The 14,856-nt window shown below is 50.1% G+C and carries 21 protein-coding genes; 15 read left to right on the forward strand and 6 right to left on the reverse strand.

Annotated features, from left to right (window positions below):
- Window positions 1-31 precede the first annotated feature (31 nt).
- Window positions 32-397, forward strand: a complete 366-nt coding sequence (locus tag I6L41_RS06045) for a helix-turn-helix domain-containing protein (protein WP_216962728.1) — start codon at window positions 32-34, stop codon at window positions 395-397.
- A gap of 252 nt (window positions 398-649) precedes the next feature.
- A complete protein-coding gene (locus I6L41_RS06050) occupies window positions 650-1,033 on the forward strand; it encodes a hypothetical protein (RefSeq protein ID WP_216962731.1) in 384 nt (127 codons plus the stop codon).
- 355 nt (window positions 1,034-1,388) lie between these two features.
- Here I6L41_RS06050 and I6L41_RS06055 read toward each other — a convergent pair whose 3' ends face one another.
- Both I6L41_RS06055 and I6L41_RS06060 read right to left on the reverse strand, forming a co-directional pair.
- A complete protein-coding gene (locus I6L41_RS06055; RefSeq protein ID WP_216962734.1) occupies window positions 1,389-1,799 on the reverse strand; it encodes a hypothetical protein in 411 nt (136 codons plus the stop codon).
- Between the two features lie 213 nt (window positions 1,800-2,012).
- Complete coding sequence (locus I6L41_RS06060; protein ID WP_201889999.1) at window positions 2,013-2,480, reverse strand: helix-turn-helix transcriptional regulator; 468 nt, start codon at window positions 2,478-2,480, stop codon at window positions 2,013-2,015.
- Window positions 2,481-2,621: 141 nt separating this feature from the next.
- Here I6L41_RS06060 and I6L41_RS06065 point away from each other — a divergent pair, with 141 nt between their 5' ends.
- The 8 genes from I6L41_RS06065 (at window position 2,622) to I6L41_RS06100 (ending at window position 9,412) form a co-directional block, all read left to right on the forward strand.
- Window positions 2,622-4,025 (forward strand): phage/plasmid replication protein, II/X family, encoded by a 1,404-nt coding sequence (locus tag I6L41_RS06065; RefSeq protein WP_216962737.1) that lies wholly within the window; start codon window positions 2,622-2,624, stop codon window positions 4,023-4,025.
- Window positions 4,026-4,037: 12 nt separating this feature from the next.
- Window positions 4,038-4,382: a DNA-binding protein gene (locus tag I6L41_RS06070; RefSeq protein ID WP_042023432.1), complete on the forward strand. Its 345-nt coding sequence runs from the start codon at window positions 4,038-4,040 to the stop codon at window positions 4,380-4,382.
- Window positions 4,383-4,696: 314 nt separating this feature from the next.
- Entirely contained in the window at window positions 4,697-4,858 is a 162-nt protein-coding gene (locus I6L41_RS06075; protein ID WP_154109889.1) for a hypothetical protein, read from the forward strand.
- Window positions 4,859-4,865: 7 nt separating this feature from the next.
- Window positions 4,866-5,081, forward strand: coding sequence for a hypothetical protein (locus I6L41_RS06080; protein ID WP_052200095.1), 216 nt, complete (start codon window positions 4,866-4,868; stop codon window positions 5,079-5,081).
- Between the two features lie 345 nt (window positions 5,082-5,426).
- Window positions 5,427-7,172, forward strand: a complete 1,746-nt coding sequence (locus I6L41_RS06085; RefSeq protein WP_216962740.1) for a hypothetical protein — start codon at window positions 5,427-5,429, stop codon at window positions 7,170-7,172.
- Between the two features lie 44 nt (window positions 7,173-7,216).
- Window positions 7,217-7,534: a DUF2523 family protein gene (locus tag I6L41_RS06090; RefSeq protein WP_047440322.1), complete on the forward strand. Its 318-nt coding sequence runs from the start codon at window positions 7,217-7,219 to the stop codon at window positions 7,532-7,534.
- 9 nt (window positions 7,535-7,543) lie between these two features.
- A complete protein-coding gene (locus I6L41_RS06095) occupies window positions 7,544-8,716 on the forward strand; it encodes a zonular occludens toxin domain-containing protein (protein WP_216962743.1) in 1,173 nt (390 codons plus the stop codon).
- A gap of 429 nt (window positions 8,717-9,145) precedes the next feature.
- Window positions 9,146-9,412: a hypothetical protein gene (locus I6L41_RS06100; protein ID WP_216962746.1), complete on the forward strand. Its 267-nt coding sequence runs from the start codon at window positions 9,146-9,148 to the stop codon at window positions 9,410-9,412.
- Window positions 9,413-9,484: 72 nt separating this feature from the next.
- Here the strand turns inward: I6L41_RS06100 and I6L41_RS20805 are convergent, their stop codons facing one another.
- Together I6L41_RS20805 and I6L41_RS06105 are read right to left on the reverse strand one after the other, a co-directional pair.
- Window positions 9,485-9,607, reverse strand: a complete 123-nt coding sequence (locus I6L41_RS20805) for a multidrug transporter (protein WP_108540654.1) — start codon at window positions 9,605-9,607, stop codon at window positions 9,485-9,487.
- Between the two features lie 104 nt (window positions 9,608-9,711).
- A complete protein-coding gene (locus tag I6L41_RS06105; protein ID WP_201890005.1) occupies window positions 9,712-9,975 on the reverse strand; it encodes a hypothetical protein in 264 nt (87 codons plus the stop codon).
- 305 nt (window positions 9,976-10,280) lie between these two features.
- Here I6L41_RS06105 and I6L41_RS06110 point away from each other — a divergent pair, with 305 nt between their 5' ends.
- A complete protein-coding gene (locus tag I6L41_RS06110; protein WP_216962731.1) occupies window positions 10,281-10,664 on the forward strand; it encodes a hypothetical protein in 384 nt (127 codons plus the stop codon).
- Window positions 10,665-11,019: 355 nt separating this feature from the next.
- Here I6L41_RS06110 and I6L41_RS06115 read toward each other — a convergent pair whose 3' ends face one another.
- The gene (locus I6L41_RS06115; RefSeq protein WP_216962734.1) at window positions 11,020-11,430 is read right to left on the reverse strand and encodes a hypothetical protein; all 411 of its coding nucleotides are present in this window, start codon (window positions 11,428-11,430) and stop codon (window positions 11,020-11,022) included.
- 213 nt (window positions 11,431-11,643) lie between these two features.
- A complete protein-coding gene (locus tag I6L41_RS06120; protein ID WP_201889999.1) occupies window positions 11,644-12,111 on the reverse strand; it encodes a helix-turn-helix transcriptional regulator in 468 nt (155 codons plus the stop codon).
- 141 nt (window positions 12,112-12,252) lie between these two features.
- Here I6L41_RS06120 and I6L41_RS06125 point away from each other — a divergent pair, with 141 nt between their 5' ends.
- From I6L41_RS06125 to I6L41_RS06140, 4 genes are all read left to right on the forward strand, one after another.
- Complete coding sequence (locus tag I6L41_RS06125) at window positions 12,253-13,656, forward strand: phage/plasmid replication protein, II/X family (protein ID WP_216962737.1); 1,404 nt, start codon at window positions 12,253-12,255, stop codon at window positions 13,654-13,656.
- Window positions 13,657-13,668: 12 nt separating this feature from the next.
- Window positions 13,669-14,013 (forward strand): DNA-binding protein, encoded by a 345-nt coding sequence (locus I6L41_RS06130; RefSeq protein ID WP_042023432.1) that lies wholly within the window; start codon window positions 13,669-13,671, stop codon window positions 14,011-14,013.
- A gap of 314 nt (window positions 14,014-14,327) precedes the next feature.
- Window positions 14,328-14,489 carry a hypothetical protein gene (locus I6L41_RS06135; RefSeq protein ID WP_154109889.1) on the forward strand — a complete coding sequence of 54 codons (162 nt, stop codon included), beginning with the start codon at window positions 14,328-14,330 and terminating at the stop codon, window positions 14,487-14,489.
- Between the two features lie 7 nt (window positions 14,490-14,496).
- The gene (locus I6L41_RS06140; RefSeq protein ID WP_052200095.1) at window positions 14,497-14,712 is read left to right on the forward strand and encodes a hypothetical protein; all 216 of its coding nucleotides are present in this window, start codon (window positions 14,497-14,499) and stop codon (window positions 14,710-14,712) included.
- Window positions 14,713-14,856: the final 144 nt, after the last annotated feature.

Below are 14,856 nucleotides of genomic sequence, written 5' to 3' on the forward strand. Positions count from 1 at the left end.
CCGATTGTCTAACCACTCAGGAGACAAAAAGATGGACTCGAATACGCTGATTCAAGCCTACATGAGGGCCAAAAAGTACAGCCAGTTGCAGGAAGTCGCCGCAGACTTGGGATTTACCACTTCCTATATCTCTGCGGTGAACAAAGGAAAGTCGCAACTCACTGATGCGACTGCAAAAAAGATTGCCGAAGAGATCGGCCTGGACGTGCAAGAAGTACTGCTAAATCTGGCCGCAGTCAGGGAAACCAATCCCGAGCTAAAACGCGCTTGGTATGACATTTTAGCGAAGTACACAAAAGGTACAGGCACGGCTGTAGCCCTTGCGGTTGCTATGTTCCTGAGTCCTAGCCACGGGCCAGACAACACTGCGCATAATGTGGCCGCGGTATTATGTTGAGGGTTTTCCCCCTGCGATAATCCCGAAGGGGCAGGGGGACGCGACTAGGCAGGGACGTGGGACAGCTTGCTGGCATCGTCCCAACGCCGGAGCGCCCGTAACATAATCCGCATTTATGCGCAGTGACCATAAAACAGATAGCAAAATGAACATAGTGTGGGATGAGACTATAAAGTTCCATCCTGACTTACCGTGCCCCCTCAGTACCTGTTGATATGGCACCGAGCTGAATGATGGGAGAGGATGCTATACATGGCTAGACCTAAAACAATTCGTAAGCGTGAACTTGATTTATTGGAGGCGTTGAGAGCCGCTGATGGTAGTGAGTTGCAGAAGGAGATTGTTTGGCGTGCCGGTTTTCACGTGGCTGACCTTAAAGAGCCAGTGAAGACCTTGAGAAAGAAAATCAAAGAGGGTCTTTTTAATACTGAGCGGCGTTCCTTGTGGCTGGAAAGCAGAACCACGCAGGCTCCCTACGGGTACAGGATTATAGGTGGGGATGCTGAGCCTACTACCCCCGATCTAATCAGGTTCGATTCGATCTCAGAGCCACATTTTGTTTTTTATGAGGAACTGATGAAGCAAGGTTGGGTTTGGGATGAGTCTAACAAGAAGCTAACTAAGCCCAAAAACTAGCGATGCTTTTTTGAACAGTTTTACCCCCCTTTTGCTAGTCGCAACATGTGGTCAGTTGCTTCAAGATGCAGCTTCTACTTATCCTCCAGGAGAAGCTCATGGTTTTTGTATTGATGAACACCCTTGCTACGAACCCGCCTATTGCAAATCTATGTTTTGCTTTGGCTGTGCTAGCTATGACTGAGTTTGTGAGGTCTATAGTAGGATGAAACTCTATTTTCATCTGAGAAGTCGATAGATGCGCTCACTCCGATTCAAAGATGATACTTTGCTTCCCCAAAGGGCCAAATGCCGCCTTTATTGGCGGCATTTGGCAGACAGTTGATTTTCATCCCACATGTAGTGGTTCTTGCCATCACTTATTGTCCCACCACCATTTCAACACATACCCAAGAGCAATTACCCCCACGGTCATCAGCGTTTGCCAGCCATCCTTTCCGTACCAAGCTGGTTCAATAAACAGCGGGTCGCCAAATCGGCCACCTGCCCAGTGTTTTAAGATCGGGGAGAAGACGATCACAGAGGTACCCATGAATATGGGCCAGCTGTCTTGTATCCTCCCCGGGAGATCATTTGCTTGAAGGTAGAAGAACGCAATGCTCACCAACACTGCCCATATGCCCATTCGATACAGGGCTTCTACAGCTACCGGCAACGGTACTTCAAACGCGGACATTACCCAGCGCAATGCCAAGAACACCAGCCCGCCGAACACCACAAGTGCAATAAGAGCAATACTACTCGTGTCATCTGATTTTGAACTCATAACTCATTTCCTCTTGGTAGTTAAAACAAGCGAGCTGTACATTCATACAGGTTCCCCGCAGGTCTCATAATACACAGAGTTGACACGATGTAAACACTCGAACTATTTGTTTTAATTAGATTTTTTATTAAAAAATCGGCAGCCAATTAATAATAAATTTCCCGCCTTTTAAAAAAGAAAAGGGGGCTATAAAAGCCCCCCTGGTGGTGATGACTACTCGTCGCCTTCACTATCTTTTAGCTCCCTGAGCTTCTCTAAGTCTTTCAGGAAAAACCGCTCACTTACCCTCATAGCTTGGAGACCGGCAATCAGTTTCGCAATGACGATAATCTCGTCATCCTTCAGCGTTCTGATGTTGTAGAGGCTAAACATGGCCGCTTCTGCAACTTTGTTCCTTCGGCCATCGAACATGAGCTTCCCTTTTTTCACCATGTCCTTGTCTTCGCCAAACATGAGATAGACGGGTGATTCTTGGGTTGCTTCCGCGATCTTCTCCAGCTCGCTCGCGTAAACGTCCCTTTTGCCAGATGCGATACGCTTGAGTGTCGTTATGTTGACCCCAGTCATCTCCTCAATGCGTTCATATGTAGAGTGGGTTGTTATGGCCGTTTTGATGCGCTCAGCCCTTTGTAGGTCGGTCATAGTCTCTTCATCATGTTGCTGGTTGGGTACACCAGTCATTCTACCCTCCTGTTTTTTCCATTCTCGCCAAAGGATCTTATTTGACACTTTCCAGTGTCATTTACCTTGATTCTAGCACAGGCTCTCACGTAACATATGTGACACCCTTTAGTGTCTATATTGGTATTGCCAAGGTTTCTCGTGATAGACCTCCTCAAGCTCGATTTACCCTTCAAAAGCGAATGGCAGTTGGTATCTCCAACGGCCGATCATCGCTCGGGGGTCTACATCGATCTGGAGCAGGTCGCGAAGCAGGGGAGGCTAAAACTCTCCGCAATGGCCGTTGAGTATGAGACTGATGGGGATTTGACCGTTTCCGGCCTGTCCCATCCCTTCGAGTCACTGCCAAGTCACTTCGGCAGCCTTGCAATGAAGATCCATCAAGGGGGTAGCAACCGCCTTCCAGGTGTCGAACTCAAAGCCTCTCCAGCAAAACTGTTGCAAGGTCACAATGTGTTCGGCCCAACGAGCATCGAGCTCTGCTCGACCGAACTGCTGGCAACACTGGCATGCGCCTGCCCTGAACTGTTTGAAATGCTGGACATTCCAAACACCACCCTTGAATGGATCGATGTAACGTTCTCCGCCCGGGTGAATACAGAAGAGCAGGGGAAACAGGTCATTTCTGCACTCAAGAACATCCGTTCCGGACAGACCAAGCAGAGCCGGATGAACCGTGATCATGAAACCACTGCCGAGTGGAACACCGGCAGCCGTCATCGCTCCCTGAAAGCCTATTTGAAGGGCCCAGAGTTCCAGCGTCAGCTGGCTGAATACATGAAACGCCTTCAAAAACAGCCGAAAAATGAATCACTGCGCCGCTGTGTTGAGGTCATGAAAAACCCAGCATTGCAGCTCTATGCGAGCCTCTGTGTTCGCTTTGAAGCCCGATTGAAGCAACGGGCGCTGACCAAGCATGGCGTCCCGTTCAGATTGTTTGACGCCATCCAGTACCAAAAAGACTACGAGCAAGACGGCCGCTGTTTGATTGCCGATCTATGGAAAGCCGCATTTAAAGAACTGTTTGATGCCCTGGGGGAACAGCCCATGAAGGTCTACACCGACGACGAGATCCGTAACGCGCTCTACACCAGTTATCAGCGCATCACCCCGAAGGGGAACACCAGCTATGCCAAGGCCCAAAGGGTTCATGGCTTTTATCGCCGGCTACTCAATGAAGGGTATGAAACGGTTTATCGCAGCATGAGCCGAGAGACTTTCCGCCGTCACCTCACTGACTTGATGGCAGTGGGCCTGACCAAGGCACAGTTGCAAAATCTCTCTGGCGAAGCCTCCAACGTGGTACCGCTGATCCAGGTGATCAATATCGATTTTGGTCGGCAGCACCCCGACTGGTATGTCGAACCAGTCAGCACACTAGACCGCATGGCCACAGCAGCACAACCAACAGAAGTCGTCACCATCGAACGTGACCCGTCCGGTGTTCCTATGGTCACCCGAACTCTTGTCGAACCCATACCAGGGGCAATGCCGCCTCGTTCTTATCCATCATCACCTGGGCACCGCCTCAGGGCCGTCAGTTAAGGAGTGTCATTTATGCATCAAGGTGTTCTCATCCGTGGCCGTATGCTCGGCTCTCGTCAGCAAAACACACAGGGGCGGAACGGCCCTATCACTCGCCATGAAATCGGCATTGCGGTGAGCCGTTCGAATGGCTTTGGCGGCTTCCAGGAAGAACAAATAGTGATCCGTGTTCCCAACGCCCTTGCCCAAGCAGGCATCCCGCTGCAGGCCAACAGCATGATCGACAAAGTTGTCGAGATCCCTGTTTGGCTTGAAGCATGGTCTGGTCAGCGTGGAGCCAACGTGACCTACCACATGAGCAATGATGCGGCTCTTCGCGAAGTCACCTCACTTTCGCATGAGAAAAACAAGGTGTGATCGATGGCGCTCAAATTTCTCAAAAGACATATCCATTGTGAGGAGGGGACAACCCCTGTTCTAGAGGCTCTTTCAAGCGATAAACGACATTACTTCACCAGTTCGATACCTGGGATCATATTTCACTACGTTGATGATGACTTGGTATATGTCGGCAATACAGTTTTCAACACTGAGCAAGAATTGAAAAAGGTAATGAAGACTCTTTATCGCTCATGGGAATAACACCATAGGCAAAAATGGCTTATTGCATCGCTGTTAATGAACAGGGGTTTCTGTATCAGACAGATATCCCTGTAAAAGAATGTTCCTCTATGATTATCCAAACCGTAGAGGAATATAAACAATCCACCGTTGATATAGCACCGTCAGATATCGCCATTATGTTTTCATGGGCGTTTGGCGCAGTTGTTGTTCTCGGTTGGTTTCCTGGCTTCGCTATCGGTGTAGCGAAAAAAGTAATTAATCTCTTGTGAGGTACTTATGTCTATTATCAAAAAAGCTATTCCTGTAATCATCGTTGCAGCTTCTGCACCGGCTTTTGCTGCCGGAGAAACATCGGCTCTTGACCAGATGTTTGCTGCTGTCAATTTGGGAACGGTTGTAACCTTCGTTGCAAGTGCCGGTGTCACTATTGTTGGCATCGCGCTGGCAACCAAGGGGATCTCTTTGGCCAAACGCTTGGTCAGCAAAGCCTAATGACCGCTTCCTTTGCCTATATCGTCTTCATGTCGTCAATTATTACGATAGGGGGACTATCAGGAATGGCGTTTGTTATGGGAATGAAGGGGGCATAAGCCCCCTTTTCTAACGGAAAGTTTCTCATGCGAAACTTTTAGCCACGCAAGCCAACTGTAATATGTTGTAGCGTTTTACAACATATTACAGCGCCATTTTCTCATGCGAAAAATTTAGCCGCTAAATTTCTTGGAGCACCATATGTGGCGCAGACTCCTTGTTTACTCATTGTGCTTTCTCACCGCCTGCCTGCCTGTCAACCAAGCACGCGCGTTCTTACCGGCATTTGCCCCCGTGGTGATGGCTATGGCCGAACAAGCCGCAATCTGGACGGGCAGAACCCTAGCTACTCGTCTGGCCGTCCAGTACGCCGCGGGCGCTGCTGCTGTTACTGCTGTTGCAATATCAACTCCGCCGTTGCTTAAGAACTTCGCAAAGGAGGATTTGAAGATCGACCCCTACGGTATGCTTTCTTTCCAGCTCAAGCGTTACGGAATAACGCTCAATGGTGATAGCCTTGATAACGTCAAACGTTGTGACTTTTCTTCTTCAGGATTTATTGATTGTGACCTTATGAAGGAGTTCAGTTACTCCCCCTACGCCGATTCAACCCCAGTTTCTAGCTGTATGCCCCCTGACAGATTTACAGGCCTTCCTGATCCCTCCAGAAACAAAAGTGATGACCCTTATTACAAGCAAGGTGACAAAGCCTTAGATATGGCCACCTGTGTTTCTTATATCACTGAGGAAGCCAACAGCGTCCTTTCAATCCGTACTTCACAGTATTTGGATACCAATCCGACATGTAAGTTCTACCGTGAGGATGTGATCCCGCCGAACAACACTATTGTTCGCTTTTTTAACCGCTGTGAGGCCAATCCCTTATCTAAGGTTTTCTTTGGTGTTTCAGGTACGAACTACCGCTATGCCTATGATGTTGACATTGTCGTTAATGAATACAGAAATGACACAATGGTTAAATCATCCGTTGTAACTTCTGCCGTTTCATATGATTACCAAACTGCTTTGCTTAAAGTTGAGTCAACTAATAAGGAAGAGGTTTTGGAAGAGTCTGTAGCGAGTGTTCTCGATGGTGTCAGCGTTGATGGTACTATCCCTGATCACTATTTGCAGGACATGAAAAATCCAGGCACCCGCCTTCCCAAGCCTCATCTGGTAGATAACTCAGTTGTCATTCCGGTTAAGCCTGATAACCGCCCAGACTTCGATATTATTGGGACACCTCCCGTTGTATTACCATCGGGTAAGCCACTGCCTCCCGTCACTGACCCAATATATGGTGATGCCATTAATTCCGTTATCACCGGCAAACCAACTACAGACCCAGATACTGGCGCAATTGCAGGCGGTGTAGTTCGCCCTGTTATCACCGGCCCGAAACCAACCGTTCCAGGTGAAGGTGGCAATACTGGATCAGGCTCTGGGACGGGTACGGGGTCAGGAACTGGTTCTGGGACTGGCTCGGGAACCGGCACAGGCTCCGGTTCTGGCACTGGCACTGGCACTGGCACTGGCACTGGCACTGGCACTGGCACTGGCACTGGCACTGGCAGCATACCCAGCTCTGTTACCGTCTCCAACCTTGGCGGCCTGGAATCTCGTCTCGACCGCACCAATGAGCTATTGGCTACGACCAACGCCGTTGACCTTCATGGCGTAGAAACGCGGATTGATGAAACTAACCGGCTGCTTTCCGACACCTTCACAACCAGCGTCCCCGCACAAACCCTGCCCGATACCGCGCAGGGAACCTCTTGGTGGAAGTCTCGTTATCCCGCTGGGATGGCAGGCGTATGGAGCGGATTCACGCAAGAGCTGCAACACACCGCGCTTTTTGACTGGCTTAATGGCTTCCGCCTACAGCTGTCAGGGGGAGGGGAATACCCTACCTGGACAATCTGTTTTGACATGGGGTTCGCTGACTTCGGCTGCCATCAACTGACCGTGCCGCCGAATGTCTGGATAGCCATTCGTGCTTTCGTCATCTTCTGCGCCGGCTTGCTGGCCAGGCGTTTAGTGTTCGGCGGCTAAGTCCGCGCTGCTTGATTTTCTCATGCGAAAAATGAGGTGCTCTCATGCTTGATTGGTTTGCTCACCGCTGGAATGACTTCCTGAACCTGCTCTATTCACTGCTGCTCTCGCTCTTTGACATGCTCAAGGATTTGGCCTGCTTCCTCTTTGAAGCGATCTTGTCGATTGTTCACCTGGCTATCTCCGGCCTTGGATCCATGCTCGGGGCCATGAACATCATTCAATACTTCTCCATGCTCCCCGCTGATGTGCAAAACATCATGGCCATCGCGGGGGTGAATGATGCCTCAGCCATCATTGTGACGGCGATTGGCGTTCGCCTGATCCTCCAGTTGATCCCCTTCACCAGACTCGGTTCATAAGGAGGCAACATGGCACTAAACATCATTGTTGGCCGTCCCGGCTCTGGCAAATCGTATGAAGCAGTCGCATTTCACGTGATCCCAGCCATCAAGGAAGGCCGTCGTGTGGTCACCAACCTGCCGTTGATGATGGATCATCTGATCGCCGTGTTTGGCGAGGAGGTGAGGGATCTCGTTGAGGTTCGTCAGGATGGCTTTAGTCGGGAGCACGGCGCTATCAAGGCCTTCTCTGACCCCGAGCACTTCACCCAAGAGGAGTGGCGCAACGAGCAGGGGCAAGGCCCGCTGTTTGTCATTGATGAATGTCACTTCCAATACCCCCGAGCTGGGCGTAACAAGAAGGCGAGCGATGACCTCATCAACTGCCTGGAATACTTCTCCATGCACCGTCATTACGGCCACGACATTCTGTTCATGACCCAGTCCCTGGGGAAGGTGCACAAGGATCTGCGTGACATGATCGAGATCCAGTTCTTGGTCAGCAAACACGCCGCTGCGGGCTCTGATAAAACCTACACCCGCAAAGTGCTCGATGGGGCTGGGGCTCGCGCAACCTGCCTCTCTGAATCTGTTCGTCGGTACGACAAGACGTTCTTCCCGTTCTACAAGTCCCATACCCAAACAGAAGGCAGTGTTCAGGAGGCCAAAGCCTCCGATATTGTGCCGCTGTGGAAAAGATGGTGGTTGTGGTTGGCGGTGATCCTCATCTTCATCGGTGTCCCAATGAGCGTAAAGTCCCTGTTCAATATGCTGGGCAGTGATGACCCAGCGCCGGTATCTGTGCCGGTAGAGCAGGCAGCAGCATCACCAGCGCCTTCTGACACAGAAGTGAAGGCGGCGGCACCAGTCATGCCGACCACCCCCGCTAAAAGCGTTCAGGAAGCCCCATTCTCCAAGTTTGATATCACCATCACCGGCTGGGCAGATACATCCTATAAGGACAATACCGGTAAGTTTCATGCCCAGTTCGAGTACTACCTGGAGGCCAAGGGCAACAATGCCTATTCCTTCTCAATGAAACTGAGCGACTTAATGATGGCCGGTTATCAGGTCTATTCCCTTGGGCCTTGTCTGCTGCGCTTGGTATATGATGAACGGGAGCATTTTCTGTACTGTCAGGGCAACAAGCCCCTGCAAGAAAGTTCGGCAACGATGGCACTCGCTGCGCTTCCCCTGAACTAGCGCCACCACGTATTCCAGGAACAACCTTGAGAAGGGGCCCCCGCTTGCGGGGTAGTGTCTCAAGGTTGGTCATGGGCCCCGAGTTTCGCATGAGAAACTTTTGCGCATGCGCAATTTCTCGTTAGCCCCATCCATTCGCGGCCTGGCTGTCCTTTTCGGCTAGGGGGGGTGATTATGCGTAGGTCATCCCTCTTGGTGTTCATCGGCGATGCGGCTCGGCTGAGCAACTTGTTGCTCTGATGAGACGTATCCAGCAAGCGCGCACGCTGCTTTTGTGAACCACATCGGCTCTTGCGCGCGCTAGATACCCCGCGCTGACCCTGGGGGGAGGGGGCATCCGTGGCCCCAGAGTCCACTGTCTTTAATAGTGGACTCTTGTCTCAAAATGGGACATTTGTGGTTTCATAATATCGACTAAGGGGAGGGGGAATGTCTGATCATTGGGATGACTACTTCGGCCAGGAAAAGGCACCGCCTGGCTTTCTGGTTGAGCGAGTAGATGTTGTGGGCGAGGGGGCTTTGGCGGATCAGTTGGCCAAGTTGGCCGACCTCTACATTGCCAAACAACAGGGGAACCGGATGGCCGGTCTTGCTGACTTGGGTGAAGATCTTCTTAAGCTGGCCGAGACCGGCATTCGTGAAGGCTCATCGTCATGTGCTGGACTGATGAATGAGTTGTGCCGCAGAACCGGCTGAATAAAGACTTGTTATCTCTCACGATGATGCCGATAAATGGGATTATCGGCATTAATTACAAGTAGCTCTCATTTACTTTTTCTTCGGTTTATCAGTTTCTTTCACCGTTGTACTGGGGTGCTTATCTGCATATTTCTTTGGAACATACTGTCCTGTTTCTGCGTCACGGTACTTAGGTGCAGGCTTCTTTGCCATTCAAGGATCCTCTATAGTTGATTAGCGCAGCCTCATGAGAGGCCTCATTTTTATCGCACAATACATTCCCATGGACAAGTTGAACGGCATACGAGAATAAAAGATCAAATCTCTGACCCTGAATTCAACATCCTATCAAGCTCATCAAATGTACCAGCATTGGGATCACACTGAGCCAACAGTTCTTCCAGCGTGTAGCGCGGCTGGCCACGCAGTTTGGCGCGAGCACGCTCCACATCATCAAACGCCGCAGTCAGCAGCGCCGGATCGCCATCTTCAAGAGCAGCCTGCAGATACGCAACCATGTCGGCCTCAGTGGCCAAGCAGTCAACCGCATCAAAACGGCTCCATTGTTCAGTTCTCTTCATTCCGTCCTCCTGCAACCGTCATTGCGCATAATGTGGCCGCGGTATTATGTTGAGGGTTTTCCCCCTGCGATAATCCCGAAGGGGCAGGGGGACGCGACTAGGCAGGGACGTGGGACAGCTTGCTGGCATCGTCCCAACGCCGGAGCGCCCGTAACATAATCCGCATTTATGCGCAGTGACCATAAAACAGATAGCAAAATGAACATAGTGTGGGATGAGACTATAAAGTTCCATCCTGACTTACCGTGCCCCCTCAGTACCTGTTGATATGGCACCGAGCTGAATGATGGGAGAGGATGCTATACATGGCTAGACCTAAAACAATTCGTAAGCGTGAACTTGATTTATTGGAGGCGTTGAGAGCCGCTGATGGTAGTGAGTTGCAGAAGGAGATTGTTTGGCGTGCCGGTTTTCACGTGGCTGACCTTAAAGAGCCAGTGAAGACCTTGAGAAAGAAAATCAAAGAGGGTCTTTTTAATACTGAGCGGCGTTCCTTGTGGCTGGAAAGCAGAACCACGCAGGCTCCCTACGGGTACAGGATTATAGGTGGGGATGCTGAGCCTACTACCCCCGATCTAATCAGGTTCGATTCGATCTCAGAGCCACATTTTGTTTTTTATGAGGAACTGATGAAGCAAGGTTGGGTTTGGGATGAGTCTAACAAGAAGCTAACTAAGCCCAAAAACTAGCGATGCTTTTTTGAACAGTTTTACCCCCCTTTTGCTAGTCGCAACATGTGGTCAGTTGCTTCAAGATGCAGCTTCTACTTATCCTCCAGGAGAAGCTCATGGTTTTTGTATTGATGAACACCCTTGCTACGAACCCGCCTATTGCAAATCTATGTTTTGCTTTGGCTGTGCTAGCTATGACTGAGTTTGTGAGGTCTATAGTAGGATGAAACTCTATTTTCATCTGAGAAGTCGATAGATGCGCTCACTCCGATTCAAAGATGATACTTTGCTTCCCCAAAGGGCCAAATGCCGCCTTTATTGGCGGCATTTGGCAGACAGTTGATTTTCATCCCACATGTAGTGGTTCTTGCCATCACTTATTGTCCCACCACCATTTCAACACATACCCAAGAGCAATTACCCCCACGGTCATCAGCGTTTGCCAGCCATCCTTTCCGTACCAAGCTGGTTCAATAAACAGCGGGTCGCCAAATCGGCCACCTGCCCAGTGTTTTAAGATCGGGGAGAAGACGATCACAGAGGTACCCATGAATATGGGCCAGCTGTCTTGTATCCTCCCCGGGAGATCATTTGCTTGAAGGTAGAAGAACGCAATGCTCACCAACACTGCCCATATGCCCATTCGATACAGGGCTTCTACAGCTACCGGCAACGGTACTTCAAACGCGGACATTACCCAGCGCAATGCCAAGAACACCAGCCCGCCGAACACCACAAGTGCAATAAGAGCAATACTACTCGTGTCATCTGATTTTGAACTCATAACTCATTTCCTCTTGGTAGTTAAAACAAGCGAGCTGTACATTCATACAGGTTCCCCGCAGGTCTCATAATACACAGAGTTGACACGATGTAAACACTCGAACTATTTGTTTTAATTAGATTTTTTATTAAAAAATCGGCAGCCAATTAATAATAAATTTCCCGCCTTTTAAAAAAGAAAAGGGGGCTATAAAAGCCCCCCTGGTGGTGATGACTACTCGTCGCCTTCACTATCTTTTAGCTCCCTGAGCTTCTCTAAGTCTTTCAGGAAAAACCGCTCACTTACCCTCATAGCTTGGAGACCGGCAATCAGTTTCGCAATGACGATAATCTCGTCATCCTTCAGCGTTCTGATGTTGTAGAGGCTAAACATGGCCGCTTCTGCAACTTTGTTCCTTCGGCCATCGAACATGAGCTTCCCTTTTTTCACCATGTCCTTGTCTTCGCCAAACATGAGATAGACGGGTGATTCTTGGGTTGCTTCCGCGATCTTCTCCAGCTCGCTCGCGTAAACGTCCCTTTTGCCAGATGCGATACGCTTGAGTGTCGTTATGTTGACCCCAGTCATCTCCTCAATGCGTTCATATGTAGAGTGGGTTGTTATGGCCGTTTTGATGCGCTCAGCCCTTTGTAGGTCGGTCATAGTCTCTTCATCATGTTGCTGGTTGGGTACACCAGTCATTCTACCCTCCTGTTTTTTCCATTCTCGCCAAAGGATCTTATTTGACACTTTCCAGTGTCATTTACCTTGATTCTAGCACAGGCTCTCACGTAACATATGTGACACCCTTTAGTGTCTATATTGGTATTGCCAAGGTTTCTCGTGATAGACCTCCTCAAGCTCGATTTACCCTTCAAAAGCGAATGGCAGTTGGTATCTCCAACGGCCGATCATCGCTCGGGGGTCTACATCGATCTGGAGCAGGTCGCGAAGCAGGGGAGGCTAAAACTCTCCGCAATGGCCGTTGAGTATGAGACTGATGGGGATTTGACCGTTTCCGGCCTGTCCCATCCCTTCGAGTCACTGCCAAGTCACTTCGGCAGCCTTGCAATGAAGATCCATCAAGGGGGTAGCAACCGCCTTCCAGGTGTCGAACTCAAAGCCTCTCCAGCAAAACTGTTGCAAGGTCACAATGTGTTCGGCCCAACGAGCATCGAGCTCTGCTCGACCGAACTGCTGGCAACACTGGCATGCGCCTGCCCTGAACTGTTTGAAATGCTGGACATTCCAAACACCACCCTTGAATGGATCGATGTAACGTTCTCCGCCCGGGTGAATACAGAAGAGCAGGGGAAACAGGTCATTTCTGCACTCAAGAACATCCGTTCCGGACAGACCAAGCAGAGCCGGATGAACCGTGATCATGAAACCACTGCCGAGTGGAACACCGGCAGCCGTCATCGCTCCCTGAAAGCCTATTTGAAGGGCCCAGAGTTCCAGCGTCAGCTGGCTGAATACATGAAACGCCTTCAAAAACAGCCGAAAAATGAATCACTGCGCCGCTGTGTTGAGGTCATGAAAAACCCAGCATTGCAGCTCTATGCGAGCCTCTGTGTTCGCTTTGAAGCCCGATTGAAGCAACGGGCGCTGACCAAGCATGGCGTCCCGTTCAGATTGTTTGACGCCATCCAGTACCAAAAAGACTACGAGCAAGACGGCCGCTGTTTGATTGCCGATCTATGGAAAGCCGCATTTAAAGAACTGTTTGATGCCCTGGGGGAACAGCCCATGAAGGTCTACACCGACGACGAGATCCGTAACGCGCTCTACACCAGTTATCAGCGCATCACCCCGAAGGGGAACACCAGCTATGCCAAGGCCCAAAGGGTTCATGGCTTTTATCGCCGGCTACTCAATGAAGGGTATGAAACGGTTTATCGCAGCATGAGCCGAGAGACTTTCCGCCGTCACCTCACTGACTTGATGGCAGTGGGCCTGACCAAGGCACAGTTGCAAAATCTCTCTGGCGAAGCCTCCAACGTGGTACCGCTGATCCAGGTGATCAATATCGATTTTGGTCGGCAGCACCCCGACTGGTATGTCGAACCAGTCAGCACACTAGACCGCATGGCCACAGCAGCACAACCAACAGAAGTCGTCACCATCGAACGTGACCCGTCCGGTGTTCCTATGGTCACCCGAACTCTTGTCGAACCCATACCAGGGGCAATGCCGCCTCGTTCTTATCCATCATCACCTGGGCACCGCCTCAGGGCCGTCAGTTAAGGAGTGTCATTTATGCATCAAGGTGTTCTCATCCGTGGCCGTATGCTCGGCTCTCGTCAGCAAAACACACAGGGGCGGAACGGCCCTATCACTCGCCATGAAATCGGCATTGCGGTGAGCCGTTCGAATGGCTTTGGCGGCTTCCAGGAAGAACAAATAGTGATCCGTGTTCCCAACGCCCTTGCCCAAGCAGGCATCCCGCTGCAGGCCAACAGCATGATCGACAAAGTTGTCGAGATCCCTGTTTGGCTTGAAGCATGGTCTGGTCAGCGTGGAGCCAACGTGACCTACCACATGAGCAATGATGCGGCTCTTCGCGAAGTCACCTCACTTTCGCATGAGAAAAACAAGGTGTGATCGATGGCGCTCAAATTTCTCAAAAGACATATCCATTGTGAGGAGGGGACAACCCCTGTTCTAGAGGCTCTTTCAAGCGATAAACGACATTACTTCACCAGTTCGATACCTGGGATCATATTTCACTACGTTGATGATGACTTGGTATATGTCGGCAATACAGTTTTCAACACTGAGCAAGAATTGAAAAAGGTAATGAAGACTCTTTATCGCTCATGGGAATAACACCATAGGCAAAAATGGCTTATTGCATCGCTGTTAATGAACAGGGGTTTCTGTATCAGACAGATATCCCTGTAAAAGAATGTTCCTCTATGATTATCCAAACCGTAGAGGAATATAAACAATCCACCGTTGATATAGCACCGTCAGATATCGCCATTATGTTTTCATGGGCGTTTGGCGCAGTTGTTGTTCTCGGTTGGTTTCCTGGCTTCGCTATCGGTGTAGCGAAAAAAGTAATTAATCTCTTGTGAGGTACTTATGTCTATTATCAAAAAAGCTATTCCTGTAATCATCGTTGCAGCTTCTGCACCGGCTTTTGCTGCCGGAGAAACATCGGCTCTTGACCAGATGTTTGCTGCTGTCAATTTGGGAACGGTTGTAACCTTCGTTGCAAGTGCCGGTGTCACTATTGTTGGCATCGCGCTGGCAACCAAGGGGATCTCTTTGGCCAAACGCTTGGTCAGCAAAGCCTAATGACCGCTTCCTTTGCCTATATCGTCTTCATGTCGTCAATTATTACGATAGGGGGACTATCAGGAATGGCGTTTGTTATGGGAATGAAGGGGGCATAAGCCCCCTTTTCTAACGGAAAGTTTCTCATGCGAAACTTTTAGCCAC

It is taken from the genome of Aeromonas sp. FDAARGOS 1411 (assembly GCF_019047125.1).
Lineage (GTDB): Bacteria > Pseudomonadota > Gammaproteobacteria > Enterobacterales > Aeromonadaceae > Aeromonas > Aeromonas veronii.

Excerpts from the sequence above, each read along its gene's own strand:
- I6L41_RS06045 (WP_216962728.1), top strand. The coding sequence starts at position 32 with ATGGACTCGAATACGCTGATTCAAGCCTACATGAGGGCCAAAAAGTAC.
- I6L41_RS06050 (WP_216962731.1), top strand. The coding sequence starts at position 650 with ATGGCTAGACCTAAAACAATTCGTAAGCGTGAACTTGATTTATTGGAG.
- I6L41_RS06055 (WP_216962734.1), bottom strand. The coding sequence starts at position 1,799 with ATGAGTTCAAAATCAGATGACACGAGTAGTATTGCTCTTATTGCACTT.
- I6L41_RS06060 (WP_201889999.1), bottom strand. The coding sequence starts at position 2,480 with ATGACTGGTGTACCCAACCAGCAACATGATGAAGAGACTATGACCGAC.
- I6L41_RS06070 (WP_042023432.1), top strand. The coding sequence starts at position 4,038 with ATGCATCAAGGTGTTCTCATCCGTGGCCGTATGCTCGGCTCTCGTCAG.
- I6L41_RS06075 (WP_154109889.1), top strand. The coding sequence starts at position 4,697 with ATGATTATCCAAACCGTAGAGGAATATAAACAATCCACCGTTGATATA.
- I6L41_RS06080 (WP_052200095.1), top strand. The coding sequence starts at position 4,866 with ATGTCTATTATCAAAAAAGCTATTCCTGTAATCATCGTTGCAGCTTCT.
- I6L41_RS06085 (WP_216962740.1), top strand. The coding sequence starts at position 5,427 with ATGGCCGAACAAGCCGCAATCTGGACGGGCAGAACCCTAGCTACTCGT.
- I6L41_RS06090 (WP_047440322.1), top strand. The coding sequence starts at position 7,217 with ATGCTTGATTGGTTTGCTCACCGCTGGAATGACTTCCTGAACCTGCTC.
- I6L41_RS06095 (WP_216962743.1), top strand. The coding sequence starts at position 7,544 with ATGGCACTAAACATCATTGTTGGCCGTCCCGGCTCTGGCAAATCGTAT.
- I6L41_RS06100 (WP_216962746.1), top strand. The coding sequence starts at position 9,146 with ATGTCTGATCATTGGGATGACTACTTCGGCCAGGAAAAGGCACCGCCT.
- I6L41_RS20805 (WP_108540654.1), bottom strand. The coding sequence starts at position 9,607 with ATGGCAAAGAAGCCTGCACCTAAGTACCGTGACGCAGAAACAGGACAG.
- I6L41_RS06105 (WP_201890005.1), bottom strand. The coding sequence starts at position 9,975 with ATGAAGAGAACTGAACAATGGAGCCGTTTTGATGCGGTTGACTGCTTG.
- I6L41_RS06110 (WP_216962731.1), top strand. The coding sequence starts at position 10,281 with ATGGCTAGACCTAAAACAATTCGTAAGCGTGAACTTGATTTATTGGAG.
- I6L41_RS06115 (WP_216962734.1), bottom strand. The coding sequence starts at position 11,430 with ATGAGTTCAAAATCAGATGACACGAGTAGTATTGCTCTTATTGCACTT.
- I6L41_RS06120 (WP_201889999.1), bottom strand. The coding sequence starts at position 12,111 with ATGACTGGTGTACCCAACCAGCAACATGATGAAGAGACTATGACCGAC.
- I6L41_RS06130 (WP_042023432.1), top strand. The coding sequence starts at position 13,669 with ATGCATCAAGGTGTTCTCATCCGTGGCCGTATGCTCGGCTCTCGTCAG.
- I6L41_RS06135 (WP_154109889.1), top strand. The coding sequence starts at position 14,328 with ATGATTATCCAAACCGTAGAGGAATATAAACAATCCACCGTTGATATA.
- I6L41_RS06140 (WP_052200095.1), top strand. The coding sequence starts at position 14,497 with ATGTCTATTATCAAAAAAGCTATTCCTGTAATCATCGTTGCAGCTTCT.